Here is a 26,605-nt window from a genome sequence, read left to right on the forward strand (position 1 = left end):
CGGTTCAGCGCCGCCGCCGGCTTTCAGCGGGGACATTGCCGGTTTCTGCCGCTTGGTCCTGCGGCAAGGCCGTCAGATTGTCATACACTTTGTGCAGCAGGGCCTTGAGCTGATCGGCCTCGTTCGTGCTCAGGCCTGCCAGGGCTGCCTGTTCCAGGCTTTCGGCGGCCGGCGTCAGCGCTTCGGTCAATGCCGCGCCGGTGGAGGACAGACGGATGGCGATGGCGCGGGCATCCCCGGCATCGCGTCCGCGCGACACCAATCCCTGCGCCTCCAGGCTGCCGACTAGGCGCGACAGGGTGGAGACCTCGATGCTGGTATGCTCGGCCAGTTCGGTCAGGCGCTGCCCGTCGCGTTCGCGCAGGGCAGCCAGTACCCGCCAGTCCGGCAGGCTGATGCCGGCGCGGCGCAGCACACCGCCGAAGCGCATGGCCAGCGAAACACCGGCCCGATTGATCAGATAGGGAAGATAGCGATCAAGCTTCAGCGGCGCGGGATCTTGCGTGCCGGAAGCCGGTTTTGCGGGCGCGGCCATCGGTGGCGCGCGGCGCGTCAGGAGCCCAGCTTGCCCAGCACGGCCTCGATCTTCTGCTTCATCGTGGCGGCGTTGAACGGTTTGACCATGTAATTGTTGACGCCAGCCTGAATGGCGGTCTTGACCAGCTCGGTGTCGCGCTGGCCGGTCGCCATGATGAAAGGCATCCGCTTGGTCAGGGGATTGCTGCGAATGGTCTTGAGCAGGGTCAGACCATCCATGCCATCCATGTTCCAGTCCGAAATGATCAGGTCGAACTTGTTGGAATTCATCGCCACCAGAGCTTCAGTGCCGCTCTTGGCCTCGACAACATTCTTGATGCCGATCTCCTGGAGACAATAGCGGGCAATGCCGCGCATGCTCATCTGATCGTCAACGATCAAAACCCGAAGATTGCTCGCCGAAGGCATAGGGTCCCTCGCTTTTCCTCAACTCACAGGGCCGGCCCTTCCTGGACCGGCTGCACCCGCACTGTGGATAACATCATGGTATCTAGCGTAAAAAACAAGGTTTCTCAACGCTGTTTGCACCGGTTCAGAATCTCTTGGGCAATGTGGCCGATGCCGGCCTCAACCTGCACCGCACCGACCAGCTTGGCCGCCTTGGGCATGCCGTAGACCAGGCTGGTCGATTCGTCCTGGCCGATGGTCTGGGCGCCGGCTTCCAGCATTTTCTTGAGGCCGGTGGCGCCGTCCTTGCCCATGCCGGTCAGGATCACGCCGATGGCGTTATGGCCGGCATGTTCAGCGACCGAATTGAATAATACGTCAACCGACGGACGATGCCCGGAGACCGGCGGTTCATGGTTAAGCTTGGTGTAGTAGTGGCCGCCGGAGCGGTGCAACGTCAGGTGATAGTCGCCCGGGGCGATATAAACGTGACCGGGGAAGACGCGGACGTTGTCCTTGGCCTCGGTGACCGTGACCGCCGACAGGGAATCAAGGCGGGCGGCAAAACTGCCGGTGAAGCGCGGCGGCATGTGCTGGGTAATCAGGATCGGCGGGCTGTCGGGAGGCATCACGGTGATGACCTCCTTCAGGGCCTCCACGCCGCCGGTCGAAGAGCCGATGGCGACGATGATGTCGGTGGAGTTGAAGCCCGGACCCGGGGTCAGGCGCTTGGGCGCACCGCCTTCGACCGGCCGGTTGCGCGCCACCACCCGGGCGGTGGAGGCCATCTTCACCTTGGCGATCAGGTCGGTCTTGATCTCTTCCAGGGCGTGCTTGATGTCCAGCGTCGGCTTGGGCACGAAATCGACGGCACCCATTTCCAGCGCCTGCATGGTGATCGTGGCGCCCTTCTGGGTCAGGGTCGATACCATCACCACCGGCATCGGCCGCAGCCGCATGATCTTTTCCAGGAAGGAGATGCCGTCCATGTTGGGCATCTCGACATCCAGGGTCAGGACATCGGGGTTGAGTTCCTTGATCATCGTGCGGGCGATCAGCGGATCGGGTGCCGCGCCGACGACATCGATTTCGGGATCGCTCGACAGGGCGGCGGTCAGCAACTGACGGATCAGCGCGCTGTCGTCGACAATGAGAACCTTGATCCTTTTACCCGCCACGATATTGCTCCCCGCGCCTGCCGGCCTTAGGCGATCTTGCGATGGATGTTGCGGCCCAGCAGCTTGAAGCGCTCGGTGATGCCGAACAGGTTTTCCGAATGGCCGATATAGAGGAATCCGCCCGGCGCCAGCAGATTGGCGTAACGGTCGAACAGCACGCGCTGCGTGTCCTTGTCGAAATATATCACGACATTGCGGCAGAAGATGACGTCGAACGGGCCCTTCATCGGCCAGTTTCCGATCAGGTTCAGGTGCTTGAAGCTGATCAGGTTGCGCGCTTCTGCCACCACGCGCACCTTGTCGTCGCCGTAGGGCTCGAAATACTTGTTGGCGATATCGGGCGCCATGCCTTCCAGGGACGAAGCCGGATAGATGCCTTCCGAACCGCGTCGCACCATCTCGGTGTCGATATCGGTGGCGAGGATCTTGGCATCCCACTGCTTGATGTCGGGCATCGCGCGCAGCAGGGTGATCGCCGCCGAGTAGGGTTCCTCGCCCGACGAGCATCCGGCCGACCAGATGCGCAGGCGCCGGCCCTGGCTGACTGCGCGGGCGCGGATCTCCTGCAGGGCGGTGGTGGCGAGATGCTCGAAATGATGGTTCTCGCGGAAGAACTTGGTGAGGTTGGTGGTCAGCGCATTCAGCGTCGTGCCCAATTCGGCGGTGCCCTCGGGCGAACCGATGAATTCGATATACTGGCGGAATGACTTCATGCCCAGTTTGCGCAGGCGCTTGGCCAGGCGGGCATAGACCATGTTGTGTTTGGTGGGGCCGAGCTCGATGCCGGTCTTTTCCTTCAGCATCGAACGCAGGAAGTCGTAATCCCCTTTCGAGAAACTGAATTCCCGGTCTTCCGCGGTCGGGGCGTCGGCCGTCTTGCTGTCAACCGCCATGGGTGTCCCGCCGGCTCAGGCCGCGGCTCCCGTGCTTTCGGACGGGCCGGGCAACATCTTGCCGCCGGCGCTGTCGGCTGCTTCCAGCATGCGGCCGGAGAACATGCGCTCCAGCCCGATCAGGCCGACCATGCGTTCGCCCACCGTGATCAGCCCTTCCATGAAGCCCAGGCCGCTGACCTGTTCCATGTTCGGCATCGGCCGGATTTCATCCTCGTTGATGGTGATGATGTCCGACACCGCGTCGACCAGGATGCCGACGATGCGCGAGGCCACGGAAACGATGATCACCACGTTGTATTTGGTCGGTTCGGTGCGCGGCATGCCGAAACGGGCGCGCAGGTCGAAGATCGGCACGATGGCGCCGCGCATGTTGATCACGCCACGCACGACTTCCGGCGTGTTGGGCAGCGGCGTGGTTTCCGACCAGGCGCGGATTTCGCGCACGGCCATGATGTCGACGCCGTATTCCTCGTTGCCAACGGTGAACGAGACGAGTTGCACCGTGCGCAGCGAGCGACCGGCGTGGTCAGTGGAGCCAGTGCCGGAGCCGGTGGGGCGTTCTGCCGAAGCCATCTGCGTGCCTCCTGGTGTTTACGCGCTAGCCTGCAGGGCCGGCGCGGCGAGGCGGGCCTGCGGGGAGGGGCGCTGCTGGGTTTCGTTTTCGGCGATATGCTTGATGCCGGCGACGTCGAGAATGAGCGAGACGCGGCCGTTGCCCAGGATCGTGGCGGCACCGACGCCGCGGATCGGGTCGAAATTCTCTTCCAGGCTTTTGATAACCACCTGCTGCTGGCCGATGATTTCGTCCACAACCAGACCCATCTTCGAGCTGTCTTCCAGCTCGACGATGATGACCAGCGCCTTGGTCGGATCGTCGATGCCGCCCGGCACCTTGAAGATGCGGTGCAGATAGACCAGCGGCACGTATTCGCCGCGGATGCGCAGCAATTCGCTCTGGTTGGCCACCACGTTGATCTGGTCCGGCTCGGGACGCAGGCTTTCCACGATGTTGGCCAGCGGCAGGATGTAGGACTGGATACCGACCTTCAGCACCATGCCGTCCAGCACGGCCAGCGTGAGTGGCAGGGTCAGGATAAAGGACGAGCCCTGGCCCGGTCGCGACTGGATATGCACGCGGCCGCCGAGCGACTGGATGTTCTGGCGCACCACGTCCATGCCGACGCCGCGGCCGGAAATGTTGGATACGGTATCCGCCGTCGAGAAGCCTGGCAGGAAGATCAGGTTGTCGATTTCCTCGTTGCTCAGCACGGCATCGGGGGCGATCAGCTTCTTCTCGATCGCCTTCTTCATCACCTTGTCGCGGTTGATGCCGCGGCCATCGTCGGTGATTTCGATGACGATGCGGCCGCCGCGCTGGTCGGCCGAGACGTGGATCACGCCCTCCGGCGACTTGCCGACGGCGACGCGGTCATCGGGGCTCTCGATGCCATGATCGCAGGAATTGCGGATCATATGAGTGAGCGGATCGCCGAGCTGCTCGATCACCGTCTTGTCGATCTCGGTGTTCTCGCCGCTCATGTCGAGGCGGATCTTCTTGTTGGTCATCATCGCCAGCTCGCGCACCAGGCGCGGCAAGCGGGCAAACACGCTTTTCACCGGCTGGGCGCGCATCGCCATCACACTTTCCTGCAGGTCGCGGATGTGATGCGAAAGCTCGGCCAGGCCGTTGGCGAGTTCGGGATGCTGATCGGCATGCAGATGCTCGGTCTGCTGCGCGATCATGGCGTGGGTGATCACCAACTCGCCGACCATGTTGACCAGCTTGTCGACGCGGTCGAGATCGACGCGGATCGAGCGTACCGTCTTGGCCTCGCTGCCGGCGCCTTCCGGTTTGGCAGCGGCAGCGGCCGCCGGCTTGGCTGTGGCAGCCCCGTCGCCGGCAGGTTTCGCCTCGGCCTTGGCGGCGGGCGCGGCCGGCTTCGGCGGCGCGGCGGCAGCCGGCGTCTCGGCTTTGGTTTCGGCCGGTGCGGCCTCGGCCGCAGCAGGAGCCGCAGCCGGCGGATTCAGGCAGGCAACCTCAAGCTGGCAATCGTCGATCACGAATTCAAAGACGTCGCGGATCGCCTGCTCGCCCTTGTCGGTCTCGATCTCGAATTCCCACTTGATATAGGCCCCTTCCGGCTGGATCTGGTCCAGCGCCGGCACGGCCTCGGCATCGGCCTTGGCCAGGAAGCCGCCCAGTTCCTTCAGCTCGCGGATCAGGATCAGCGGCTCGTTGGCGCGCTGATACAGCGCGTCGCGCGGGGTGAATTTCACCAGGTATTTCAGCAGCGGCGCCTTCGCGGGCTCGGCCGCGGCAGTGGGGGCAGGCGCGGCAGGCTCCGACGCGGCAGCCGGTGCGGCCGCAGGTTCGGGTGCGGCCTCTGCCAGCGCATCCGGGCCGCCCGCCGCCAGTTGGGCATCCAGGGCAGCCAGTTCATCATCGGCGGCATGCGGATCGGCATTCACGCCCACGGTGGCGGCCAGGTCGATCAGCGATTTGCGGCCTTCGTTTTCATGTTCGGCCGGCAGTTCGGTGCCGTTTTGCGCGGCTTTCACCAGATCAGATAGGATATCGGCGCAGTGCAGCACCAGCAGCACGGAGTCCGGCGTCGGCTCCAGCCGGCCGTCGCGCATCAGATCCAGCACGGTCTCGAAAATATGGGCGAAATTCACCAGGCGGTCGAAGCCGAAGGCGCCGGCGCCGCCCTTGATCGAGTGGATGGCCCGGAACACGGCGTTCAGCGTATTGTTGTCGCCTTCGCCGGACTGGAGCGCCATCAGATGGCCTTCCAGATCGCCAAGCAGTTCCTCGCATTCGGCGAAGAAGGTCTGTTTGAATTGGGCTAAATCATCCATGGCGCGTCCCGCTTCTGCTCCGCGTCGCCGCAGGCCCCCTTACGGGCTGACCTTGCGGATCACTTCCAGCAGCTTGCCGGGATCGAAGGGCTTGACGATCCAGCCGGTGGCACCGGCGCTGCGGCCTTCTTCCTTTTTGGACTGGCTGCTTTCAGTGGTGAGAATAAGAACTGGGGTAGCCTTGTTCTTCGGCTTTTTGCGCAGTTCCTTGATGAAGGTGATGCCGTCCATCACCGGCATGTTGATGTCGGTGATGATCACGTCGACGTCGTTGGCTTCCAGCAGATCCAAGCCTTCCTGGCCGTTCTCGCCCTGAATGACCTCGAAGCCGCCCTGCTTCAGGGCGAACTGCAGCATCTGCAGCATGGTCTTCGAATCGTCGACGGTGAGTACTCTCTTGGTCATGTCTGTACCGGCCATTTCATGAGAAACGAGAACAGGCCCAAATCGTCGAAGGCGGAAACGAAAGCATCGCTCGGGGACTTCACGACGAAGGGGATGCTGTGCTGCTCCATATGCTGGGCGGCAGACAGCAGGATCTGGACGCAGGGTGTGGAGAGGCGCTCAACGGCCGAGGCATCGATTACAACCTTGCCCCCGGCCGCCATAATCTCGTGGAAACTGTGCAGCAGCGGTTCGGCGGTGCGCAGATCCATGCTGGCCACCAGGCCGAGCTGGGTTGCATCATCCGACTTCGTGATCGCGAACGGTTCCATCCACCATCCCCCTGGCTCCCGCGGCGCGGGAGCCCGCCGCAGCATACCAAACGCCAGCGGGCCTTGTATGGGCAAGCCTAACCGAGGGCTTGCGGCGACGGAAGGGGGATTGCCGGATAGGTTACCAAAAAACCATAATTTCGCCCGAGGGTTCGGACACGATAGGTTTTATTGGGTGCGGCTTGGATCAATCGTCATGTGCTGACGCGAACGCATCGCGAGGATGATCTCGTGATACCGCTGGCGCAACTCCTGACGGGTCCCGCCGGCCAGCTGGAACATCAGCATGATGGCGCTTTCCAGGTCGTCGGCGCAGCGGCCTACACTGTCCAGATCGCCATCGGCCATCTCGGTTTCGCCAAGTTGACGTAAATAATCGACGATCCAGAGCGAATGAACCGCAAGTTGTGCCAGCGACAGGCCGTGGAAGCGGGTTTCGGTATTGAAGCGGTCCGCCATCCGGGGCAGGGCCCGGCCGGGACGATCAGCCTCGATGTCGTCGATATCCTCGACATCGACGTCGATGATCGGGTCATCGTGGATCGAGGAATGGCTGAAACCGGCATCCTCGACACCGGAATCCGTTTCATTGAACAACCCTTGATCGAGATCCACGGGTGTTCCTGTCCAAATGGTTGCGTCGAAAGGCGTCGAATCGACCTTGGCCGATTCGGTTAAAATCTACCTGTGCCGATTCGGGGGGTCAAGAAAGAACCGCTAAATCGCGGGGTTATCTTGCAAATAACCACAATTTGTAGTGTCGGATCGCGGTTTTCCGCGTTTGCCGGACGGACGGCCGGGAATTGAGCGTCAGCTGCCGATCCGGGCGCCGGTCTTCAGCACGACCTTTTCCAGGCCGGCGACCAGTTCACGCCCGATCGCGCCGCCATCGCCGCTGATCTTCTGGCTCAGCACTACATACAGCGCGTCGATATGGGGCGAGACCACGGCACTGCTGACCCGCGCCTCGGGGTCGTTCAGGCAATGCTCAAGATAGTTGCTCAGGAAATGGGTGATGGTGGTGACCAGCGGATAGCCGAAGGTGCCGCCCAGGCCCTTCATGTCCCAGCAGATGCGCAGCATGCGCTTCACACCATCGGGATCATCCAGATTGGTTTGTTTCATTTCCTCAAATGAGGCGCGCATGCGGCCGAGATCGTCATCGGCCCATTTCGCATACATCTTGTGGCCGAGCACCTGGATGGCGATTTCGGCTTCCTTCAGGGCTTCCTTGTCGATGCCGCCGCTGCCCACCTTCATCTTGAGATAATTGGGCGGGGTAACGAACTGAGCCTCGCTTGCCGGTTTGGAGCCGGAAGTTTCCGCCGGTTTGTCCGGGGGCGGATTGGCGCTGTCCTGGTCAGCCATGCTTGCTATCGGCCATGCTTGCTATCGGCGCTCCTGATGCGGCGACATAACAGCCGCCACGGTAACGGCCGCAGGGTAAACATCCTGTTCCGCGGCCGCAACCAAATCGTTTGTAATCCGCATCGAAATTAGAAAAGCTCCACTTCGCTTTTCTTCTGCACCGCCGCATTGCGCGGCGCCTCGTCGTTGCCGCTGCCCAGCAGGTAATGCTGGAAATGGGCGCGCACCTGTTCCAGCGTCTGGCTGGCGATCAGGCCTTCGCCCCATCCGGCGGCGCGGTTGGTCAGTCGTGGTGCCCAGTTCCGGCCGGCCTGGTCGCGGATGATGTCCTCGACATAGCGGATGGCATTGATGACATGCTGCTGGCGCTGGCTGCGCAGGTCGTCGCTTTGCATCAGGCTGACGACTTCGCCCATCACCGGAGATCCCGGTAATTGCCGGCCGAGTTCCACAAGCTTGTCGGCAAAGCTCTGCGCGTTGGCGCTCTGGACCTTCTGCAGATCCTCGACCTCTTCCTTCAGGGCCAGCAGGACCAGCGCGATGAAATCGAGCAATTCGCGCGACGAGGCCGGCGGCACGGCACCATCCCCCGAATGCGAACCCTGCTTGTCTTGCGGCAATGCCGGAGCCTTCCCCATCAGATAATTCTTTCACAAGCGCCGTTAATTTGCATTAGTCGGCCGGCATTCCGTAAACATATCACTTGTCCGGCCCCTCATCCGTACGACTTCCAGTTGCCCAGAGGGCATTTTTTTTCGATAACCATCCAAAATTCTAGGGAGATTTGCCAGCCCCGCTGGCGTATGAGGGGGATGGCAATACGGGCCAAGCGTGGTAACAACCCGTCAGGGCAGGCGGCGGTACGGCTGGTTAATGGACCCCATCGATATCAAAGAGATATTGCATCACCATCACCTCTGGCTGAAGGGGATGCCCACCGGCAAGCCGGCCGACTTTTCCGGCCGCGATCTGGCCGGTGCCGATCTGTCCGGTGCCGATCTGCGGCGCGCCAGTTTCCGCGACGCCAATCTGCGCGGAGCCCACATGGCCAAGGCCCAATTGGTACAGTCGGATCTGTTCAAGGCCGATCTGAGCGGGGCCGATCTGCAAAATGCCGATCTGACGCGTGCCGACCTGCGCGGCGCGGTGCTCGAAAACGTCAACCTGGCCGGCGCCAATCTGACCGGGGCGAATTTTCGGCGTGGCCTGGAAATCGGGCAGAACCCGGCCGAGGCCGTGGGCCTGCTGCGCCAGAACGTCACCGGCAGCAATTTTTCCGGCGCCACGATGATCGGCGTCGATGCACTGGGCGCGGATTTCACCGGCAGCAACCTGGCCGGCGCCAATCTGCAGGATGCCGCCCTCACCGACTGCCAGCTGGTCAGCGCCGATCTCTCGGGCGCCGATCTGGGCGGGGCAACCCTGGCCGGGGCCAATCTGGTGGGCGCGGAACTGAGCGGGGCCAACCTGGCCGGCGCGACCCTGCAGGGTGCCAATCTCACCGACGCCCACCTGCATGGCGTTGACCTCAGCGATGTCGAAACCTTCGGCGCCAATGTGGTGATGGCCAACATGGCGGCCGAACCGGCGGCCACCGCGCCAAAACCGCTGACGGAAGCCGAGATCAAGGCCGCCCTGGCCGAGCACAAGCGCTGGGTCGAGGGGGGCGATGGCCGGCCGGCCAATCTGCGCGGCCAGGACCTGAGCGGGTTCGATCTGCGCGGGCTCGACCTGTCGGGCGTCAAGCTACGCGGCGCCGCCCTGCGCGACGCCCGGCTGGACCAGGCGGTGTTCAAGTTTGCCGACCTGTCGGGCTGCGACATGCGGGGCGCCGGCGCCATGGGGACCACCTTTGCCGGCTGTAACCTGACCGGTGCCGATCTGCGCAATGCCCGTCTCTCTGGCAGCCGGTTCGGCAGTGCCGAAATCCTCAGCGCCAAGGGCGAAAAGACCGGCCGGCGGATTTACACCGACCTGTCGAATGCCCGGCTGACCGGGGCGGTTTACGAAGGGGTGGACTGGGGCGATGCCATCCTGCACGACGCCAGCGGCCTTGAACCCTGACCGGCCCCCAGCCATGATGATCCGGCCATGAACACCACCTCGGGTATTCTGCGACGGCCGCCCAACGCTGATTCCGGCGCCGCCGGCTCTGCGGGGGAACGGCGCCGCTATTACGACCCGATCCTGAAGGTGAATGTCGTTCAGGTGTTCCAGGGTGACTTTTTCGTGTCAACGCGCGATGGCGAGATGCTGGCTACCGTGCTGGGCTCCTGCGTGGCGGCCTGTATCCGCGATCCGGTGGCCGCCGTGGGCGGGATGAATCACTTTCTGCTGCCCGACAAGGGCGGCGACAACAATCCGGATTTGCCGTTCTCTGCATCCCTGCGCTACGGTAGTTATTCCATGGAGCAGTTGATCAACGGAATCCTGGCGGCCGGCGGTCGCCGCGAGCGGCTGGAAGTGAAAATCTTCGGTGGCGCCAATGTGCTGGCCGGCCTGCGCGGCATCGGCCACCAGAATGCCGATTTCATCGAACGCTACCTGAAGGCCGAAGGCTTCAAAGTCACGGCGGCCGACCTGCGTGGCAACCTGCCGCGCAAGGTGCAGTATTTTCCGTCCAGCGGCGTGGCCCGCGTCAAGCAGATCGAGGATGCCAGCGCCAAGACGGTGTTCCAGCGCGAAACAGCCAAGAAGATTACTGCCGTGCAGACGCAGGCCGGCAGTATCGAGCTGTTCGACTGAGGTCGGCTGAAGGGCTTCCCGCGCAATGGCATATAAACTCAATAACGTCGCAGTGCTTGTGGTCGACAGCAACCACAACCACATGCAGCTTATTAAGGAAGTTTTGCGACCGCTCGGTGTTAACCGCATCGCGGAGTGCACCAACGCGAAGGATGCGATCACGTATCTCGAGACCAACGTCGTCGATATCATCTTCACCGAGTGGCACATGGACGGCGAGATGGACGGTCTTGGCTTCGTCGAATGGGTGCGCAAGAACCCGGCATCGAAAAACGTCTTCGTGCCGATCGTCATGGTGACGGCGCAGTCGGAGGAATGGAAGGTGATGAAGGCGCGCGATGTCGGCGTCACCGAATTCCTGGTCAAGCCGTTCTCGGCCAAGACCATGGCGCGGCGCATTACGGTGGTGGTCGAGTATCCGCGCCAGTTCGTGCGCACCGATGATTTCTTCGGCCCCGATCGGCGCCGGCATAAGATATCGAACTACACCGGCGAAGAACGGCGCAAGGACATGCTGGACAAGGGCGACCAGCAGATGGACGAAGATGCCGTGCAGAGCCTGTTGAGCGAGCTGTAGATCTGCGGTTTTCCCGGCCGTTCGCGGCCAGGCCCGTAATCACGACTTGACGGCCCGGTGGGGCGGGCTCAAGATTCAAGCGTTGGATTTGCGATCTGGGAGGTGGCCGTTCCGGCATGAGCGAGGTGATCACCTTGCAGCGATTTCGGCGTCCGGAGGCGGGGGAGGTCTTCTCCGCCGGTTCGGTCGCGAATGTCCCTGCCGATACCGTCATGGTCGTGCGGTCCACCGATCCCCGACCGTCCGATGCCCGCGCCGCCGAGAGCGCGGTTTTTTTTGATCGCCGCGAATTCAACCTCATTCTCAATCTCTATGCCCGCATGGTCGGACAGGGCGAATGGCGCGACTATGCCATCGGCCATGACCGCGAGAGCTGCAGCTTCGCGGTGTTCCGCCGCACCGCCGATGGCGCGCTGTATCGTATCGTCAAGACGCCGAAGCTGGCGCGCAAGCAGGGCGCGTTCAGCATCGTCGCCCAGGGCGGGCGTATCGTGCGGCGCGGCCGCGATCTTGCCGTGATGCTGCGCTTTTTTGAACCCAAGCGCGAAGCCACGCTGTAACGGGCAGGCAAAGAAAAAGCCTCCATCCCGCAGGATGGAGGCTCATCCGGAAATCCGTGGCAGTAGAGATCAGGCCTTCTTGGTCTTCTTGGCGGGCTTGGCCGCCGTCTTCTTCGCAGGAGCCTTCTTCTTCTCAGCCGTCTGCTTCTTGGCGGTCTGCTTCTTGGCCGTCTGTTTCTTTGTGGACTGCGAAGTCTGGGCTTCAGCAGCCGGGGCAAAAGCAGGGGCAACAGCGCCGGCCAGGAAGCCAGCCATCACGAAAGCGGCAGCGATCGTCTTCACGCGGGTCAACATCGGGGTCCATCCCATGGTCTGTGCTGCATGCGGGTGGCCCGGTCGAAAACCGAATCGGGCGGCCCGCTGCATCGTCTGCATTCTCACTCCGCTCGAATCCCGCCGCAACGAGTGAATTTTTCCTGCGACACTTTTGTCGTTTACGAGATTTTTATATCTGCGCGAGCTGTGCCAGTTCGCGGCGGTGTTTGGCGACGCCGGGCCGGTCGGCCATGCGCTGTTCAAGATGGGGTCTCACCGTCGCGATCTCGCCGGCATGGGCGCCGGCGCGCAGCCAGAGCTGCCAGAACAGGTCGCGCTGGGCGTGACTGCCGCCGATCTGCTGCAGGCCATCCAGCGCCGGTTTCAGGCGATTGAAGGCCGTGCGCCAGTCCCCTTTGCCATAGGCCGCCACGCCTTCGGCCAGCGGCAGGCCGACCGTGTGCCAGATCCGGCCCATCAGGCGGCGGTCATCCTGGTGCGCCACATGATCGCGCAGGCTGGCCAGCAGGGTCGCGGCGGCGGCTTCGCGGCCGGCACAGGTCAGGCCCAGCAGGTAATGCGCGTCGAGGAACGGCTCGACATGCTCGGGGCCGCGCGCCGCGATGTAATCGGCCACATCCTGCCAGCGGTTGCCGACATCCAGCCCGGCGAATTCCAGCCGCGCCAGCAGGGCCACGGCATTCACCTGGTCCTGGCTGTACTCCTTCCACACGCCCCAGACATGATCGTCGTAGAGTTTCAGCGCCACTTCGGGCCGGTCGCTGTCGATGGCAAACAACGCCATATGCCACCAATTGTGGCTCAGCATGAAGGAATTGCGGTCGGCCCAGGTGTCGACCAGTCCGGCCATGAAGTCGAAACCTTCGGCGCAGCGGCCCTGGGTCTCCATCACATGGGCGATGGCGTGATGCGCCCAGGGTTCGGCGCGTTTCATCTCGACGGCGCGCCGGCCGGCCGCTTCGGCCTCGCCCAGGCAGTTCATTTCTTCCAGCCCGAAGGCCAGCATGCCGTGCATTTCCGCGATATGCCGATGCACAGGCAGTGCGGCCTCGGCGATGTCCAGCATGCCGGCCAGGTCGCCGACATGGAACATGTGGAACTGCGTCATCTTCACGGCCGCCAGGTCCTGCGGCCAGCGCTGGGCGATGTCGCGGCATATGGCGATGGCGGTTTCGGCATCGCCGTCGACCCAGGCGGAAACCTGGGCATGCCACAACCGCTCGCGTTCGGTGGCCTTGCCCAGATGTGGCTCGGCCTGACGCAGCCAGGGCCTTGCCTTGGTGATCGACGTCCCCGTCTGCAGGAACATTTCCAGCGCCGCCGCCTTGGCCTGTGCCATCACGCAGGCCGGGTCGGCCTTTGCCGCGTCCCACACCGCGGCCGCCGTGGTGCCGTAGGTGATGAAACTGGTGTCGAATGTATCGAGGCCGGCGACGACCGCCGGATCGTCAGTGGCAACCTGAAGGGTCCAGCGGTCGGTGAGCATTATTTCGCCCCACTCATTTCGCGGCGTCCTGCCAGTCGTTGATCTTGTCCAGCGGATAGATCGGCCGCCGCACATTCTTGTAGGGGATGATGCGGTTGTCGGAGGTGGTGACGCCTTCGCCATCCAACGTGAAGGTGGCCTTGGCCAGGGGTGCGAAGCCCGCGCGGTAATGGATGCGCGACTTCAGCAGCAGGTAGCGCTTGTGCTCGGGTTCGATGCCGACCGAGCGGAACACGCCGGTATCCCAGGGTTCGTGGTGCCGTGAGACAACGACGATCTGCATCCGGCCATTCACCTCCAGCACCGCCGTTGGTCCCATCATCACCTTGTAGCCGTTATACATCGGCCCGCGCACGATCCATTCGCCGTCGGTGATGGTGCGCACGCGGCCGGTCAGCTTCAGCGGCTTGCCTTTCAGCTTCAGGGACGGCATCTCGCTCTTGCCGCCCAGCTCCAGCGTGACGGTGGCGCCGACGCCGGCCGCCTGCATGATCTGCACGGCCTCGGGGTCCCAGACGGCGCCGACGGCCACGTCTTCCAGGCCCTGCTTCAGCACTTCCTCGATCACCATCATCACGTCCTGCGTGCCGCCCGAGCCGCAATTGTCGGCATGATCGAGCAGGATCACCGGGCCCTGGGTGATCTTCTTGGCCTTCGCCACCGTCTCGGCCAGGTCGCGATGCTGATAGATATGCAGGTCGCGCTTGTCCCATACCTTGGCGGCAATGGCATCGGCGGCAGCATCGGCCTGCCGCTGGTCATTGCCGATGGTGATCACCGTGGTGCCGGCATCGCGGATATCGGCCATGGCAAAGCCGCCGAACACGCTGGCGGCCGGCAGGCCTTTCGCCTCCTCGTCGCGGCAGGCCTGGATCGCCGATTTCATCGGCTCGTCGTCGGTGCCCTGGCACAGGGTCTGCGACAGCAGCGGCAACTGGCGCAGGGCCATCGCCGGTTTCGGCCGCTTGCCGGTGATGAACTCCATCACTGTCCGGCCGACCTGTTCGGCCACCACGTCCATGTCGACATGCGGATAGGTCTTGTAGCCGATCAGGCCGGTGCAGTTTTGCACCATCTTGGCCGTCAGGTTGCAATGCAGGTCCAGCGTCACGGCGATGGGCAGGTCGGGCGCGATCTGGCGGATGCGTTCCAGCAGGGTGCCTTCGCCATCCTCGGTGCCCTCGGCCACCATGGCGCCATGCAGGTCGAGCAGGCAGCCGTCGCAACCGGCCTTCACGGCCTCCAGGATCGGATCGCACAGGCGTTTGTAGGCGTCGGCGGTGACCAGGCCGCCCGGCATGGCCTCGGCGGCCATCGGCAGCACCACCTCGGCGCCATATTCCCGCGCCAGCTTGAGATAGACCCCCAGCGGCATGTTGGTCTTGGCATAGGCGTCGATGGCGGCCTGCCCGGTATACATGCCCCAGGCCTCGAACCGCGCCCAGTCGGTGACGATCGGCGAGAAGGTGTTGGTCTCGTGCTTCATCATCGCGAGGACGAGCTTCATGGGGCGGGGGATCCTTTTTCTGGGTAATTCGTAGGCAGACGAATGAAAGCTTAAAACCGCGCCACCGGCTTTGTCACGGGCTTTGTCAGGGGAAAAGCCGGGCCGGACGGCCGCCTCCCAAAGCAAAAGGCCCCGGCGGTTTCCCGCCGGGGCCTTTCGACTGCTTCTCGGGTGTTGAGCCGATCAGTTGTTCCGCTGGCCGAACAGCTGCAGCAGGGCCATGAAGATGTTGAGGAAGTTCACGTAAAGCGAGGTGGCGCCGAAAATCGCCTGTTTGGTCTGGATATCGGCCGGGTCGCTCTCATAGAACTCCGACTTGATCCGCTGGGTGTCGTAAGCGGTCAGGCCGGTGAAGACCAGCACCGTGATCGCCGAGATGGCGAATTGCAGCATGCTGGAGCCGAGGAACATGTTCACCACGCTGGCGATGAGCAGGCCGATCACGCCCATGAACAGGAACGTGCCAAAGCCGGTCAGGTCGCGCTTGGTGGTGTAGCCATACAGGCTCATGGCACCAAACATCGCGGCGGTGATGAAGAAGATGCGCAGGATCGAGGTGCCGGTATAGACCATGAAGATGGTCGACAGCGACAGGCCCATCGTGGCGGTGAAAGCCCAGTACAGGCCCTGCACGGCGCCGGCCGACAGCTTGTTGGCGCCAAAGCTCATGACCAGCAGCAGGCCGAGCGGCGCGAGCATCACCACGAAAGCCAGACCGCTGCCGAACAGGGTCTGCATCAGGGCCGGCGACTGCGAAACCAGCAGGGCGACGATGGCGCTGAGCGCCAGGCCGGAGCCCATGTAGTTGTAAACCCGCAGCATATAGGCGCGCAGCGCCTCGTCGATCGCCGGACGGTCGATCGTGGTGGCGCCGTAGCCATAGCGCGGCTGGTTGAACGGCGTCGACATGTGTAGGCCTCCTCAAGGGTTATGGTTGTGAACGTTAATATCGTTGGCGCGCGGTGGGAATTCAAGGGCAAACGATCCGATTGGCTCACGATTAAGTCATTCATCTGTCATGCTTTTGGGTATCTCCGTACCACAGGGCGGAAAAGGCCCGGCAATGGCCGGATTTGTGATTTTGCGCACTCGTCAGCGCACCGATTATCCCGTAGAACCGCTGGGCCTCTTCCGGCGGAAAACCGCCTCAAACCATCATCCAGAGTCCCTGATGACCATTCCCGGCCAGGCGCATTCGTTGTGGCGTCTCACGCTCATTCTCGGTGCGCTCAGCGCCTTCACGCCGCTGGCGGTCGACATGTACCTGCCCGGCCTGCCGGCGCTGGAACGTGCCCTGGCCACCGATGCCGGCAAGGTGCAGCAGACGCTGTCGCTGTTTTTCCTGGGCCTTGCCATCGGGCAGCTTTTCTACGGCCCCCTGAGTGACCGTTTCGGCCGCCGCATGCCGCTGCTGGTCGGCAACCTGCTCTATGTTGCGGCCTCCACCGCCTGCGCGCTGGCGCCGAATATCGACAGCCTGATCGCCGCCCGTTTCCTGCAGGCCTTCGGGTCATGCGCCGGCCTGGTGATCTCGCGCGCCATGGTGCGCGACCTGTTTGAACCGCGCGAGGGCGCGCGGGTGATGTCGCTGCTGATGCTGGTGATGGGCGTGGCGCCAATCCTGGCGCCGCTCTTGGGCGGCTACGTGCTGGTCTGGTTCGGCTGGCCGGCGATTTTCTGGTTTCTCGCCGTCTTTGCGCTGCTGGCGCTGGTGGCGGCGCGACTGTGGCTGCCGGAAACCCGTAGCGCGACGCCGGAGCGCCGGCTCACGCTGGGCACGGCCCTGCGCGATTACGGCGCCCTGCTGATGCAGCGGCGTTTCATGGGCTACACGCTCAGCTCCAGCCTGGCGATGGCGGGCATGTTCGCCTACATCGCCGGTTCGCCCTTCGTGTTCATCGATCTCTATCATGTGCCGGCCGACACCTATGGCTGGATCTTCGGCATCAACGCTGTCGGCATCATCGGCTTCTCGCAGGTCAATCGCGCATTGCTGCGCCGCTTCACGCTGGACGAGGTGCTGATCGTCGGCATCGCCGCCACCGCGCTGGCCGGCCTGCTGCTGCTCGCCACGGCGGCATTGTCTTTCGGCGGGCTGATTGGCCTGTGGCTGCCGTTATTTGCCTATATCGCCAGTCTGGGCGCGGTGCTGCCCAATGCCGCGGCCAGCGCCATGGCGGGCGAGGCGCAGCGCGCCGGCACGGCCGCCGCCCTGATGGGCACGCTGCAATTCCTGTCGGGTGCGATCACCAGCGCGCTGGTCGGCCTGCTGCATGACGGCACGGCGCTGCCGATGGCGATCGTCGTGGCGGTCTGCGGCCTGGGTGGTTTTGCCGCGCGCTGGCTGTTGGTGCGTTAGCTCACACCGTGCGCAGCAGCGGCGCGGGTTTGGCCGCCAGAGCCTGCCACGCGCCGGCCAGGCCCAGCAACAGAGTCGCAGCCACGCCGCCCAGCACGGTGAGGGCGGCCACGCCCGGCGCGAAATAGAAGCTGGCATTCATCATCTGCGTCACCATCGCCCAGGCGGCCAGCCAGCCCAACCCGAAAGCCAGCGCCGCGCCGACCAGGCCAACGCTGCCATATTCGATCAGATGCGCGATGATGATGTCGCGCCGGGTGGCGCCCAGCGCCTTCAGGATGGCGCTTTCCTTCAGGCGGCGGCGATGTTCGGCTGCCAGCGCGCCGGCCAGCACGATCAGGCCGGCGATCAGCGTCACGCCGGCGGCACCGCGGATCGCGCCGCCCAGCTTGGCCACCATGTCGTTCAGCTCGGTCAGCACGTCCTTCATCCGCACCACCGAGATGTTGGGATATTGCTGCGTCACCGCGCGGAACAGCGTGGTCTCGGCATCCGGTGTCGCCTTCACTGTCGCCAGCATGGTGTGCGGTGCGCGCTCCAGCAGACCGGGTGAGAAGACCAGCACGAAGTTGATGCCAAACGACGTCCAGTCCAGCCGGCGAATGCTGGCAACCCGCGCCTCGATGTCGCGGCCCAGGATATTCACCGTCAGTTTGTCGCCCAGCCAGACGCCCAGCCCCTTGGCCGCGCGTTCCTCGATCGAGATCAGCGGCGGGCCGTCATAGTCGCGCGGCCACCATTCGCCGGCAATCAGCGAGGAGCCTTCCGGCAGGTCGCGGGCATAGGTCAGGCCGCGATCGCCCTGCAGCACCCAGCGCTGGTCCGGCGAGGCCTCGATCTGCTCGCTGGGCACGCCCTTGATGCTGGAGATGCGGCCCCGCAGGTTGGGCACGGTTTCCAGGTCGCGCGCACCGGGCACGGCGGCGACGGTGTCGCGGAACTGCTCAAGCTGCGCGGGCTGGATGTCGACGAAAAAGAAGGCCGGCGCTTCGTCGGGCAGGCGTTCCTCCACCTGGGCATGCAGGTTGCTTTCCACCAGCGCGATGGCGACCAGCAGGGTGAGCGACACCCCGAGCGACAGCAGCAAGGCGCTGGTGGCGGCGCCCGGCCGGTGCAGGCTGGCCATGGCCAGTTTCAGCCGCACGCCACGTGGTGGCCGAATGTGGCGTGTCAGCGTCGCGATGCCATAGGCGATCAGGCGGAACAGCAGGAAGGCGATCACCGCGGCGACCACGAAGGCCAGCGCGAAGCGGCGTTCCTCGGCACCGAACACGGCCAGCACGGCCAGCAATACGAACAAGGCCAGCGTGGCGATCACATAGACCGGGCGCGGCAGGCGGCGATTGGGCGCCACCAGGTCGCGATAGAGCGCGGCGGGGCGGATATCGGCGGCGCGCGCCAGCGGCCAGATGGTGAAGGCCAGGGCGACCAGCAGGCCATAGCAGGCGGCCAGCGCCAGGGGCTGCCAATACAGGCCCGGTACCAGCGGCAGCGGCAAAATGGTGGCCAGCGCGCCGGCGGCGAGATTGGGAATGGCGCTGCCGATGACCAGTCCAAGCAGGATGCCGAACCCGGCCAGCAGCAGGGTCTGCCACAGATAGACGCGGAAGATCAGCCCCGTGGTGGCGCCGAGCGATTTCAGTGTGGCGATGGTGGGTGTCTTGCCATCCAGATGGGCATGTACCGCATTGGCGACACCGACGCCGCCGATCAGCAAAGCGGTCAGGCCGACCAGCACGAGGAACAGGGCGGCGCGGTCGAGGAAACGGCGCACGCCGGGGCTGCCTTCCTTCCAGTCGCGGATGCGCCAGCCGGCATCGGCATGGGCCGCCTTGGCCGTCGCCTCCACGCCGGCGGCTTCCAGTCCGGGATTGAGGCGGATGCGGTAATGCCAATGCGCCAGCGTGCCGGGCTGCACCAGTTTCGTCGCCGCGAGGTCCTTCTCGGCGATCATCACGCGTGGGCCCAGCGTCAGGCCATCGGTGGCGCGGTCGGGCTCGCGCGCGATCACGCCGCGGATCACGAATTCGGTTTCGCCGATGCCGATGCGGTCGCCGATGGCGGCATCCAGCCGGATCAGGGTCTGCGGATCGACGACGGCGCCGGCCAGGCCGTCCTGCCCGGCGAAGGCGGCGGCAAGATCGCCGCCGTTTTCCAATGCCACGCTGCCATAAAGCGGATAGGCGTTGTCCACCGCCTTGAGTTCCACCAGCGCGCGCTGGTCGCTGCGCAGCGCGTGGGCCATGGCGCGCATCTGCACGCTTTCGGAAACCTCGCCCTGGCGCTGCAGGAGATCGCGCTCCTCGGGCGTGGCGCCGCGATGGGTGAGGCGGAATTCGATATCGCCGCCCAGCAGGCTGCGGCCATCGCGCTCCAGGCCGGTGACGATGGCGCTCGACAGCGTGCCGATACCGGCGATCACGGCAACGCCCAAAGCCAGGCAGGCGACGAACAGGCGGAAACCGCGCAGGCCGCCGCGCAACTCACGCAGGGAAAACCGCAGCGACAACATCAGACGGCCGCCGCGCGACGTTGCGGTTCGATGGTCTTGATGCGGCCATCCTCGATGCGCACCACGTGATCGCACAGCGCAGCCAGCGTTTCGTCATGGGTGATCAGGATCAGCGTCGAGTTCAACCGCGCGGCCTCGCCGAACATCAAATCGATGATGGCATGCCCGGTGGTGCCGTCCAGGTTGCCGGTCGGCTCGTCGGCCAGCAGCAGGGCGGGCTTCGGCGCCACGGCGCGGGCCAGCGCCACGCGCTGCTGCTCGCCGCCCGACAGTTGCATCGGATAATGGTCCTCGCGATGGGCCAGTCCCACGTCCGCCAGCGCGGCGCGCGCCTGTTCGATGGCATCGGTCGCACCGGCCAGTTCCAGCGGCACGGCCACATTCTCCAGCGCCGTCATGGTGGGGATCAGGTGAAAGCTCTGGAACACGATGCCGACGCGGTTGCGCCGCCATAGCGCCAGCTTGTCCTCGCTCATGTCGTTGAGATCGGCACCGGCCACATGCACGCGGCCGCCGCTCACACGCTCCAGCCCGGCCAGCACCGCCAGCAGGGTCGATTTGCCGGAACCCGACGGCCCGACGATGCCGATCCGCTCGCCGGGCTGCACGGTCAGGTCGATGCCGCGCAGGATATTGACCGGTCCGGCCGTGCTGGCGAGAGTGAGCCGGACATCCTGCAATTCGACAACCGGCGAATTTGCCTTAACTATGGCCATGAATGCTGTCGCCTTTTCGGGGAAATGATGCGGACCATGCTGTTGAACGCACAATATGGGGCTTTCCTGCGGTTGAGCAACGTCATGCTGGTGCTGGCGGTGATGCTGGTCACGGCCCTGTCATTCGTGCTGCCCGCGCAGGCCGCGCAGCCGATCCGCCTGCTGGCTTTCGGCGACAGCCTGACCGCGGGCTACAATCTGCCGCCCGACGCGGCTTTCCCGGTGCAACTGGAAAAGGCGCTGCGGGCGAAGGGGCTGAATGTCACGGTGATCAATGCCGGCGTATCGGGCGACACCACGGCGGCGGCCTTGTCGCGGCTGGACTGGGCATTGGCCGACAAACCCACCCATGCCTTGGTGGAACTGGGCGCCAACGACATGCTGCGCGGCCTGTCTCCCGAACAGGCGCGCGGCAATCTGGATGCCATCCTGGCAAGACTGAAACAGGCCGGGATCCCGGTACTGCTGACGGGCATGCAGGCCGCCCCCAACCTGGGCGCCGATTACGGCCGCCGGTTCAACACGATCTATCCCGATCTGGCCGCCAAGCACGGCCTGCCGCTCTATCCCTTTTTCCTCGATGGGGTGGCGGCCGATGCCAAGCTCAATCTGGGCGATGGCATGCATCCCAACCGTGAAGGGGTGGCGGTGATCGTTCAGCGCATCCTGCCCCAGATTTTGCGTTTCCTGGGCGCCTGACCCCAATTCGTTGTTGTAAAAGCCGAGTCGGGCCGACAATATGGATTCGCCGCCGGAACTGGCGGCCGCGTGTGTTTGCCGGGTCGAGTCGGGAGTTTTGTCATGGAGTTCCGTCGTTTAGGCCGTACCGACCTGCAGGTCAGCCTGATCTGTCTTGGCACCATGACCTGGGGCGAACAGAACACCGAGCCCGAGGCCCATGCCCAGCTCGATTATGCCCTGGAGCGCGGCATCAATTTCATCGATACCGCCGAGATGTATCCCGTGCCGCCAAGGGGTGAGACCCAGGGCAGCACGGAGCGTTACATCGGCACCTGGCTGAAGGCGCGCAAAAACCGCGACAAGGTCGTCATCGCCACCAAGGTCGCCGGCCGTGGCGGTGGACCGCGCGGCGATTTCGCCTGGCTGCGCGACGACAAGCAGCCGCCGGATTTGAGCCGCCGGCAGATTTTCGAGGCGGTCGACAAAAGCCTGAAGCGGCTGCAGACCGACTATATCGATCTGTATCAGACCCATTGGACCGACCGTCTGACCACCAATTTCGGCCGGGCGGAATACCCCTGGAACGACGAGGCTTCGGTCGCGATTGCCGAAACGCTGGATGCGATGGGCGAGCTGGTCAAGGCCGGCAAGATCCGGCATTTCGGCGTCTCCAACGAAACCGCCTGGGGCGTGATGCGCCACGTGGCCGATGCCGCGGCCGTTTCGTCGCGGCCGCGCATCGTCTCAATCCAGAATCCGTACAGCCTGCTGAACCGCTGGTACGAATCCTCGCTGTCGGAAGTGACCAAGCAGGAGGATGTCGGCCTGCTGGCCTATTCGCCGCTGGCCATGGGCGTGCTGGCCGGCAAGTATCTGGGTGGCGCCAAGCCGGCCGGCGCGCGGCTCACGCTGTTCACCCGCTTCACGCGCTATTCCAACCCGCAGGTCGAACGCGCCACCCAGCGGTATGTGGCGCTGGCGCAGCAACATGGCCTCGACCCGGCGCAGATGGCGCTGGCCTTTGTCAACAGCCGGCCCTTCGTGACCAGCAATATCATCGGCGCCACCACGATGGCGCAGCTCAAGACCGATATCGACAGCATCAACGTGAAACTGACGCAGGAGGTACTGGACGGCATCGAGGCGATCCATCGCGATCAACCGAACCCGAGCGCCTGAACAGGTTGCTCGTTCCGGGCCATAGCGCCCCTATTGCGGAGGGCCACAGCCATGATCCGCTTGTTCGTTGCCTTGAGTTTCCCTGACGAAGTGCGTCGTTCACTGGCCGCTTTGTGTGCCGGCGTGCCCGGCGCGCGCTGGGCCAATCTCGAGCAGTTCCATCTCACCCTGCGCTTCATCGGCGAAGTCGACGGCCGAATTGCCCACGCGATCAGCGAGGAGCTGTCCAGCATCACCATGCCGGATTTCGAACTGAACCTGTTCGGCGTCGGCACCTTCGGCGACAAGCGCAAGGCCAATACGCTGTGGGCCGGCGTGCGGCCCAATCCTGCGCTCAACCGTTTGCAGGAAAAGGTCGACAATGCCGTTTTGCGCGTCGGGTTGCCGCCGGACCGGCGCAAATTCGCCCCGCATGTGACGCTCGCTCGGCTCAACAACGCGCCGTTCGACCGGCTTGGCGCTTATCTCAGCCATCATGCGCTCTATAACGCGCCGCCCTTCACCTGCGACCGCTTCACGCTTTATTCCAGTTTCCTGTCCTCTTCGGGCGCGATCTATACGCCGGAGCATGTCTATCGCCTGGATGGCAGCGCCGTCGGCGACGAGGGCGACTGGATGGCCGACGAGGCCGAGGAGTGGGAACGAAGCGAGGCGGCCGCCTACGGCTACTGATCCCGATCCTGATTCTGGCGACGACTAGTTCTGGCGATTATTGACGATGGCGTTTGAGCGTTCGTTTCGGTCCATTGTGATCCTGACCGGTGCCGGCATTTCGGCGGAATCCGGCCTTGGCACTTTCCGTGACAAGGATGGATTGTGGACCAGATACGACCTCAGCGAAGTGGCGACGCCAGAAGGCTTCGCGCGCAATCCGGTGCTGGTGCACGACTTCTACAATGCGCGGCGGCGCAACCTGCTGGCGGCGCAGCCCAATGCCGCCCATGCCGCGCTGGCCGAGCTGGAGCGGCAGTGGGGCGGCGATTTCCTGCTGGTGACGCAGAATGTCGATAACCTTCATGAACGCGCCGGTTCGCAGCGCCTGCTCCACATGCATGGCGAACTGCTGAAGATCCGCTGCGGGCATTGCGGTTATGTGACCGAGTGGGAGCATGACCTGGACCTGGCCACCGCCTGTCCGGCCTGCGGCCAGTCCGGCAGCCTGCGGCCGCATGTGGTATGGTTTGGCGAAATGCCGCTCTATATGGAAGAAATCCAGGGCGCGTTGCAGGCCTGCGACCTGTTCGTGTCGATCGGTACGTCAGGTCAGGTTTATCCGGCGGCCGGATTTGTCGCGGAAGTCCGCCGCGCCGGCCGTGCGCATACGGTGGAACTCAATCTCGATCCGTCCGACGGCCATTCCCTGTTCGCCGAGCGGCTGTATGGGCCGGCCACCGAAATCGTGCCTGAGTTTGTCGCGCGGCTTTTCGCCAGCGCCTGACCGCTTGACGCAAATCAAGGCTATTCCGCGCCTGCGATGCTGTAATTGGAACGTTTCCTTTCAGGGAAGCGGGTGATGGCATTGGAGGCTGATATGGATTTCAAATCCCTGTTGCCCTTCGGGCAAAACAAGCTGTCGGCGGGCGGCAATGGCGATCCGTTCACCGCGTTGCAGCGCGAAATCAACCGCATGTTCGATGATGTCTGGCGTGGCCATTCCCTGCCGGCAACCTTCGGCGGCGAAAGCTATCTGGCGCTGCGCATTGATGTGAAAGAGACCGACCAGGGTCTGGAGGTCAGTGCCGAGCTGCCGGGCGTGGACGAGAAGGACATCGCCGTCGAACTGCATGACGATGTGCTGACGATCAAGGGCGAGAAGAAGCTGGAAAAGGACGAGAAGCAGAAGGATTTCCACGTCATGGAACGCGCCTACGGGATGTTCCAGCGCGTCGTTCCGCTGCCCTTTGCGCCGAACCCGGATCAGGTGAAGGCGCAATTCACAAAAGGCGTGCTGAAGGTTGCCCTGATCCGGCCGCCCGAGGCCGCCGTCAAAACGAAAAAGATCGCCGTCGAGTCCGCGTGATTCGCGGCCGGGCCGGTTCACGCTGGCGTTATCGTTACGATTCGCCGCCGGATTCGCGGGTGTTCCGGCGGCGGTTTTCCCACAATTCTGTTGCGGGAATCGGGCGGTCTGCCTAGCTTGGGCGACACGATTCCATGACAGCCGCTTCCTATCCTCTCGCCCGCTTTCCGCTTCGCTGGTACGACGCCACCTTCGCCGATCCGGCGCTGGAGCGGGAATTCCAGGCCGACGAGGCACGCAGCACCCTGCGCTACACGCGCGGCGCGATCCTGCTGGCGATCGTGCTGTTCCAGCTTTTCATGCTGCCGGATTATTTGTTCCTGCCGACGCAGGCTTTCCTGCATCTGCTGGCCCTGCGCTTGGCGGTCAACGGTTTGCAGGTTCTGCTGATCCTGGCCACCTTCCATCCGCATCTGCAAGGCCACCGCCTGCTGATCATGCAGTCGGCGGCTCTGCTGGTTGGGCTGGGAGCGCTGGTTGCGCTTGCCATCCTGCCGACGCCGCAGCGCGAGATCATGATCGAAGCCATGGTGCTGATCGTGGTCGGCATCTATGTCGTGCTGCGGCTCACGGTGATGCGGGCCACCCTGGTCGTCACGCTGCTGCTGGCGGCGTTCGATGCGATCTTCCTGCTGCAGGCTATCGGCAGCATGGCGCAATTCGTCGTCTCGCAGGTGATCATGGTCTGTGCCATTGCCATCGGCCTGTTCAGCAGCTATGCGATCGAGCGCCAGCGCCGGGTCGCCTATGTCGGCCGGCGCCAGGCAGAACTGCAGGCGCGCGCCTTGGAACAGACCGCGCATCGTGCCGCCGAGGCGCAGTTGCGCGCCGAGCAGGCGGCGCGGGTGAAAACCGACTTCGTCGCCCATGTCAGCCACGAGTTGCGCACGCCGCTGAATGCGGTGATCGGCTTTGGCGAGTTGCTGGAGCGGCAGATCTTCGGTCCGCTCGGCAATCCGAAATACATCGAATACGCCCATGACATCCGCGAAAGCGGCCAGCATCTGCTGTCATTGATCAACGACGTGCTCGATCTGTCCAAGATCGAGGCCGGCCGCATGGAACTGAACTGGGAAAGCCTGGTGCCGCAGGAAGTGGTGCGCGCCAGTCTGGTGCTGGTCTCGGCCCAGGCGAATGCGCGCCGCACGCCGATCCGCGTCGAGGTCAGCGACGATCTGCCGCTGCTGCGCGGCGATGCCCGCGCCATCAAGCAGATCCTGGTCAACCTGCTCTCCAACGCCCTGAAATTCACGCCCTCGGGCGGCGATGTGCGCGTTGCCGCCGAGGTCGAGGACGATGGCGTGCTGTTCACGGTCAGCGACGACGGGCCGGGCATGACGCCAGCCGAGATCGAGATCGCGCTGACGCCGTTCGGTCAGGTCAGCGGCATGGTGGCGCAGAGCGAACGCGGCACCGGCCTGGGACTGGCGCTGGCCAACCGCCTGGCCGAACTGCACGGCCATCCGCTGGAAATCCGCAGCGTGCCGGGCCGCGGGACGCGGGTTTCCTTCCGCATTCCGCGCAGCGAAGGGGCCCAGCCCCGCCTGCTCTAGTCGAACGGCCGCCCTAGTCGGTGGCGGCCTCGATCCGGTCCATGTCGTCGTCCGACAGACCCAGATGATGCCCGATCTCGTGGATCAGAACATGGCGCACCACGCGGCGCAGGTTCTCGCCGGTCTCGCACCAGTAATCCAGCAGCGGCCGGCGATAGAGGAAGATCATCGCCGGCAGGGTGCCGGTGTCGCCGCGCTGCTCGGCCAGGAAGCTGCCGCCACGATACAGGCCCAGCAGGTCGAACGGGCTTTCGCAGCCCATCTCGGCCAGCGTCTCGTCATCGGCGAATTCCGCCACCTGCACCGGCACGCCATCGATATAGGGCCCCAGGGCGGGACGCAGGCGCTGCAATTCCGCTTCGCCCAGGGCGGCGATCTCGTCCAGGCTGGGCGGCAGGCTGTCGGATGGCGTGGAAGTGATGCGGCTGGTCATGCGGCGGATCGTCCCAAGCAGGGTTCACGGGTTGAAGCGGCGGGGGCTGCGCGCTAGCTT

The 26,605-nt window shown here is 64.2% G+C and carries 29 protein-coding genes; 11 read left to right on the forward strand and 18 right to left on the reverse strand.

Features of this window, described 5'->3' with window-relative positions; genetic code table 11:
* Positions 1-4: 4 nt before the first annotated feature.
* The 11 genes from ACE3OO_RS11495 to ACE3OO_RS11545 form a co-directional block, all read right to left on the reverse strand.
* Entirely contained in the window at positions 5-535 is a 531-nt protein-coding gene (locus ACE3OO_RS11495) for a MarR family winged helix-turn-helix transcriptional regulator (RefSeq protein WP_374302948.1), read from the reverse strand.
* Positions 536-552: 17 nt separating this feature from the next.
* Positions 553-945, reverse strand: a complete 393-nt coding sequence (locus ACE3OO_RS11500) for a response regulator (protein WP_374302951.1) — start codon at positions 943-945, stop codon at positions 553-555.
* A 104-nt stretch (positions 946-1,049) separates the two neighbouring features.
* Positions 1,050-2,102 (reverse strand): chemotaxis response regulator protein-glutamate methylesterase, encoded by a 1,053-nt coding sequence (locus tag ACE3OO_RS11505; protein WP_374302953.1) that lies wholly within the window; start codon positions 2,100-2,102, stop codon positions 1,050-1,052.
* Positions 2,103-2,128: 26 nt separating this feature from the next.
* Positions 2,129-2,995 (reverse strand): protein-glutamate O-methyltransferase CheR, encoded by an 867-nt coding sequence (locus ACE3OO_RS11510; protein WP_374302955.1) that lies wholly within the window; start codon positions 2,993-2,995, stop codon positions 2,129-2,131.
* A 15-nt stretch (positions 2,996-3,010) separates the two neighbouring features.
* On the reverse strand, positions 3,011-3,571 hold the full coding sequence (locus ACE3OO_RS11515; RefSeq protein ID WP_374302957.1) for a chemotaxis protein CheW: 561 nt from the start codon (positions 3,569-3,571) through the stop codon (positions 3,011-3,013).
* A gap of 18 nt (positions 3,572-3,589) precedes the next feature.
* Positions 3,590-5,857, reverse strand: a complete 2,268-nt coding sequence (locus ACE3OO_RS11520; RefSeq protein ID WP_374302960.1) for a chemotaxis protein CheA — start codon at positions 5,855-5,857, stop codon at positions 3,590-3,592.
* A 39-nt stretch (positions 5,858-5,896) separates the two neighbouring features.
* Positions 5,897-6,262, reverse strand: a complete 366-nt coding sequence (locus tag ACE3OO_RS11525) for a response regulator (protein ID WP_374302963.1) — start codon at positions 6,260-6,262, stop codon at positions 5,897-5,899.
* Positions 6,259-6,573 carry an STAS domain-containing protein gene (locus ACE3OO_RS11530; protein WP_374302965.1) on the reverse strand — a complete coding sequence of 105 codons (315 nt, stop codon included), beginning with the start codon at positions 6,571-6,573 and terminating at the stop codon, positions 6,259-6,261. Before ACE3OO_RS11530 ends, ACE3OO_RS11525 begins: the two co-directional genes overlap by 4 nt.
* A gap of 168 nt (positions 6,574-6,741) precedes the next feature.
* A complete protein-coding gene (locus tag ACE3OO_RS11535) occupies positions 6,742-7,188 on the reverse strand; it encodes a hypothetical protein (RefSeq protein WP_374302969.1) in 447 nt (148 codons plus the stop codon).
* Positions 7,189-7,383: 195 nt separating this feature from the next.
* Entirely contained in the window at positions 7,384-7,941 is a 558-nt protein-coding gene (locus tag ACE3OO_RS11540; RefSeq protein ID WP_374302972.1) for a hypothetical protein, read from the reverse strand.
* Between the two features lie 128 nt (positions 7,942-8,069).
* Complete coding sequence (locus ACE3OO_RS11545) at positions 8,070-8,579, reverse strand: hypothetical protein (RefSeq protein WP_374302974.1); 510 nt, start codon at positions 8,577-8,579, stop codon at positions 8,070-8,072.
* A 235-nt stretch (positions 8,580-8,814) separates the two neighbouring features.
* Here ACE3OO_RS11545 and ACE3OO_RS11550 point away from each other — a divergent pair, with 235 nt between their 5' ends.
* The 4 genes from ACE3OO_RS11550 (at position 8,815) to ACE3OO_RS11565 (ending at position 11,823) form a co-directional block, all read left to right on the forward strand.
* Entirely contained in the window at positions 8,815-10,005 is a 1,191-nt protein-coding gene (locus ACE3OO_RS11550; RefSeq protein WP_374302976.1) for a pentapeptide repeat-containing protein, read from the forward strand.
* A gap of 27 nt (positions 10,006-10,032) precedes the next feature.
* Positions 10,033-10,686, forward strand: coding sequence for a chemoreceptor glutamine deamidase CheD (locus tag ACE3OO_RS11555; protein WP_374302978.1), 654 nt, complete (start codon positions 10,033-10,035; stop codon positions 10,684-10,686).
* A 25-nt stretch (positions 10,687-10,711) separates the two neighbouring features.
* Entirely contained in the window at positions 10,712-11,263 is a 552-nt protein-coding gene (locus ACE3OO_RS11560) for a PleD family two-component system response regulator (RefSeq protein ID WP_374302981.1), read from the forward strand.
* 116 nt (positions 11,264-11,379) lie between these two features.
* A complete protein-coding gene (locus ACE3OO_RS11565) occupies positions 11,380-11,823 on the forward strand; it encodes a DUF2794 domain-containing protein (RefSeq protein WP_374302984.1) in 444 nt (147 codons plus the stop codon).
* 69 nt (positions 11,824-11,892) lie between these two features.
* Here ACE3OO_RS11565 and ACE3OO_RS11570 read toward each other — a convergent pair whose 3' ends face one another.
* The 4 genes from ACE3OO_RS11570 to ACE3OO_RS11585 all read right to left on the reverse strand — a co-directional run bounded on the left by ACE3OO_RS11570 (position 11,893) and on the right by ACE3OO_RS11585 (position 16,001).
* Positions 11,893-12,117 (reverse strand): hypothetical protein, encoded by a 225-nt coding sequence (locus ACE3OO_RS11570; RefSeq protein ID WP_374302987.1) that lies wholly within the window; start codon positions 12,115-12,117, stop codon positions 11,893-11,895.
* A gap of 151 nt (positions 12,118-12,268) precedes the next feature.
* Positions 12,269-13,585: a tetratricopeptide repeat protein gene (locus ACE3OO_RS11575; protein WP_374302989.1), complete on the reverse strand. Its 1,317-nt coding sequence runs from the start codon at positions 13,583-13,585 to the stop codon at positions 12,269-12,271.
* 13 nt (positions 13,586-13,598) lie between these two features.
* Positions 13,599-15,092 carry a M81 family metallopeptidase gene (locus tag ACE3OO_RS11580; RefSeq protein ID WP_374302991.1) on the reverse strand — a complete coding sequence of 498 codons (1,494 nt, stop codon included), beginning with the start codon at positions 15,090-15,092 and terminating at the stop codon, positions 13,599-13,601.
* 183 nt (positions 15,093-15,275) lie between these two features.
* Positions 15,276-16,001 (reverse strand): Bax inhibitor-1 family protein, encoded by a 726-nt coding sequence (locus ACE3OO_RS11585; protein ID WP_374302993.1) that lies wholly within the window; start codon positions 15,999-16,001, stop codon positions 15,276-15,278.
* 262 nt (positions 16,002-16,263) lie between these two features.
* On the opposite strand from ACE3OO_RS11585, the gene ACE3OO_RS11590 reads away from it, so the two are divergent.
* The gene (locus tag ACE3OO_RS11590) at positions 16,264-17,451 is read left to right on the forward strand and encodes a Bcr/CflA family multidrug efflux MFS transporter (RefSeq protein WP_374302995.1); all 1,188 of its coding nucleotides are present in this window, start codon (positions 16,264-16,266) and stop codon (positions 17,449-17,451) included.
* A gap of 1 nt (position 17,452) precedes the next feature.
* Here ACE3OO_RS11590 and ACE3OO_RS11595 read toward each other — a convergent pair whose 3' ends face one another.
* Together ACE3OO_RS11595 and ACE3OO_RS11600 are read right to left on the reverse strand one after the other, a co-directional pair.
* Entirely contained in the window at positions 17,453-19,963 is a 2,511-nt protein-coding gene (locus ACE3OO_RS11595; protein ID WP_374302997.1) for an ABC transporter permease, read from the reverse strand.
* Entirely contained in the window at positions 19,963-20,679 is a 717-nt protein-coding gene (locus tag ACE3OO_RS11600) for an ABC transporter ATP-binding protein (RefSeq protein WP_374302998.1), read from the reverse strand. Before ACE3OO_RS11600 ends, ACE3OO_RS11595 begins: the two co-directional genes overlap by 1 nt.
* Before the next feature lie 36 nt (positions 20,680-20,715).
* Here ACE3OO_RS11600 and ACE3OO_RS11605 point away from each other — a divergent pair, with 36 nt between their 5' ends.
* The 6 genes from ACE3OO_RS11605 (at position 20,716) to ACE3OO_RS11630 (ending at position 26,112) form a co-directional block, all read left to right on the forward strand.
* Positions 20,716-21,378, forward strand: a complete 663-nt coding sequence (locus ACE3OO_RS11605) for an arylesterase (RefSeq protein ID WP_374303000.1) — start codon at positions 20,716-20,718, stop codon at positions 21,376-21,378.
* 102 nt (positions 21,379-21,480) lie between these two features.
* Complete coding sequence (locus tag ACE3OO_RS11610; protein WP_374303002.1) at positions 21,481-22,539, forward strand: NADP(H)-dependent aldo-keto reductase; 1,059 nt, start codon at positions 21,481-21,483, stop codon at positions 22,537-22,539.
* Between the two features lie 51 nt (positions 22,540-22,590).
* The gene (thpR, locus tag ACE3OO_RS11615; RefSeq protein WP_374303004.1) at positions 22,591-23,211 is read left to right on the forward strand and encodes an RNA 2',3'-cyclic phosphodiesterase; all 621 of its coding nucleotides are present in this window, start codon (positions 22,591-22,593) and stop codon (positions 23,209-23,211) included.
* A gap of 46 nt (positions 23,212-23,257) precedes the next feature.
* Positions 23,258-23,977: a Sir2 family NAD+-dependent deacetylase gene (gene cobB / locus ACE3OO_RS11620; RefSeq protein WP_374303006.1), complete on the forward strand. Its 720-nt coding sequence runs from the start codon at positions 23,258-23,260 to the stop codon at positions 23,975-23,977.
* Between the two features lie 93 nt (positions 23,978-24,070).
* The gene (locus ACE3OO_RS11625; protein ID WP_374303008.1) at positions 24,071-24,559 is read left to right on the forward strand and encodes an Hsp20/alpha crystallin family protein; all 489 of its coding nucleotides are present in this window, start codon (positions 24,071-24,073) and stop codon (positions 24,557-24,559) included.
* Between the two features lie 134 nt (positions 24,560-24,693).
* Positions 24,694-26,112, forward strand: coding sequence for a sensor histidine kinase (locus ACE3OO_RS11630; protein WP_374303011.1), 1,419 nt, complete (start codon positions 24,694-24,696; stop codon positions 26,110-26,112).
* Positions 26,113-26,125: 13 nt separating this feature from the next.
* Here the strand turns inward: ACE3OO_RS11630 and ACE3OO_RS11635 are convergent, their stop codons facing one another.
* Positions 26,126-26,545: a metallopeptidase family protein gene (locus ACE3OO_RS11635; protein ID WP_374303014.1), complete on the reverse strand. Its 420-nt coding sequence runs from the start codon at positions 26,543-26,545 to the stop codon at positions 26,126-26,128.
* Between the last annotated feature and the right edge of the window lie 60 nt (positions 26,546-26,605).

The organism is Ferrovibrio sp. (assembly GCF_041906005.1).
Lineage (GTDB): Bacteria > Pseudomonadota > Alphaproteobacteria > Ferrovibrionales > Ferrovibrionaceae > Ferrovibrio.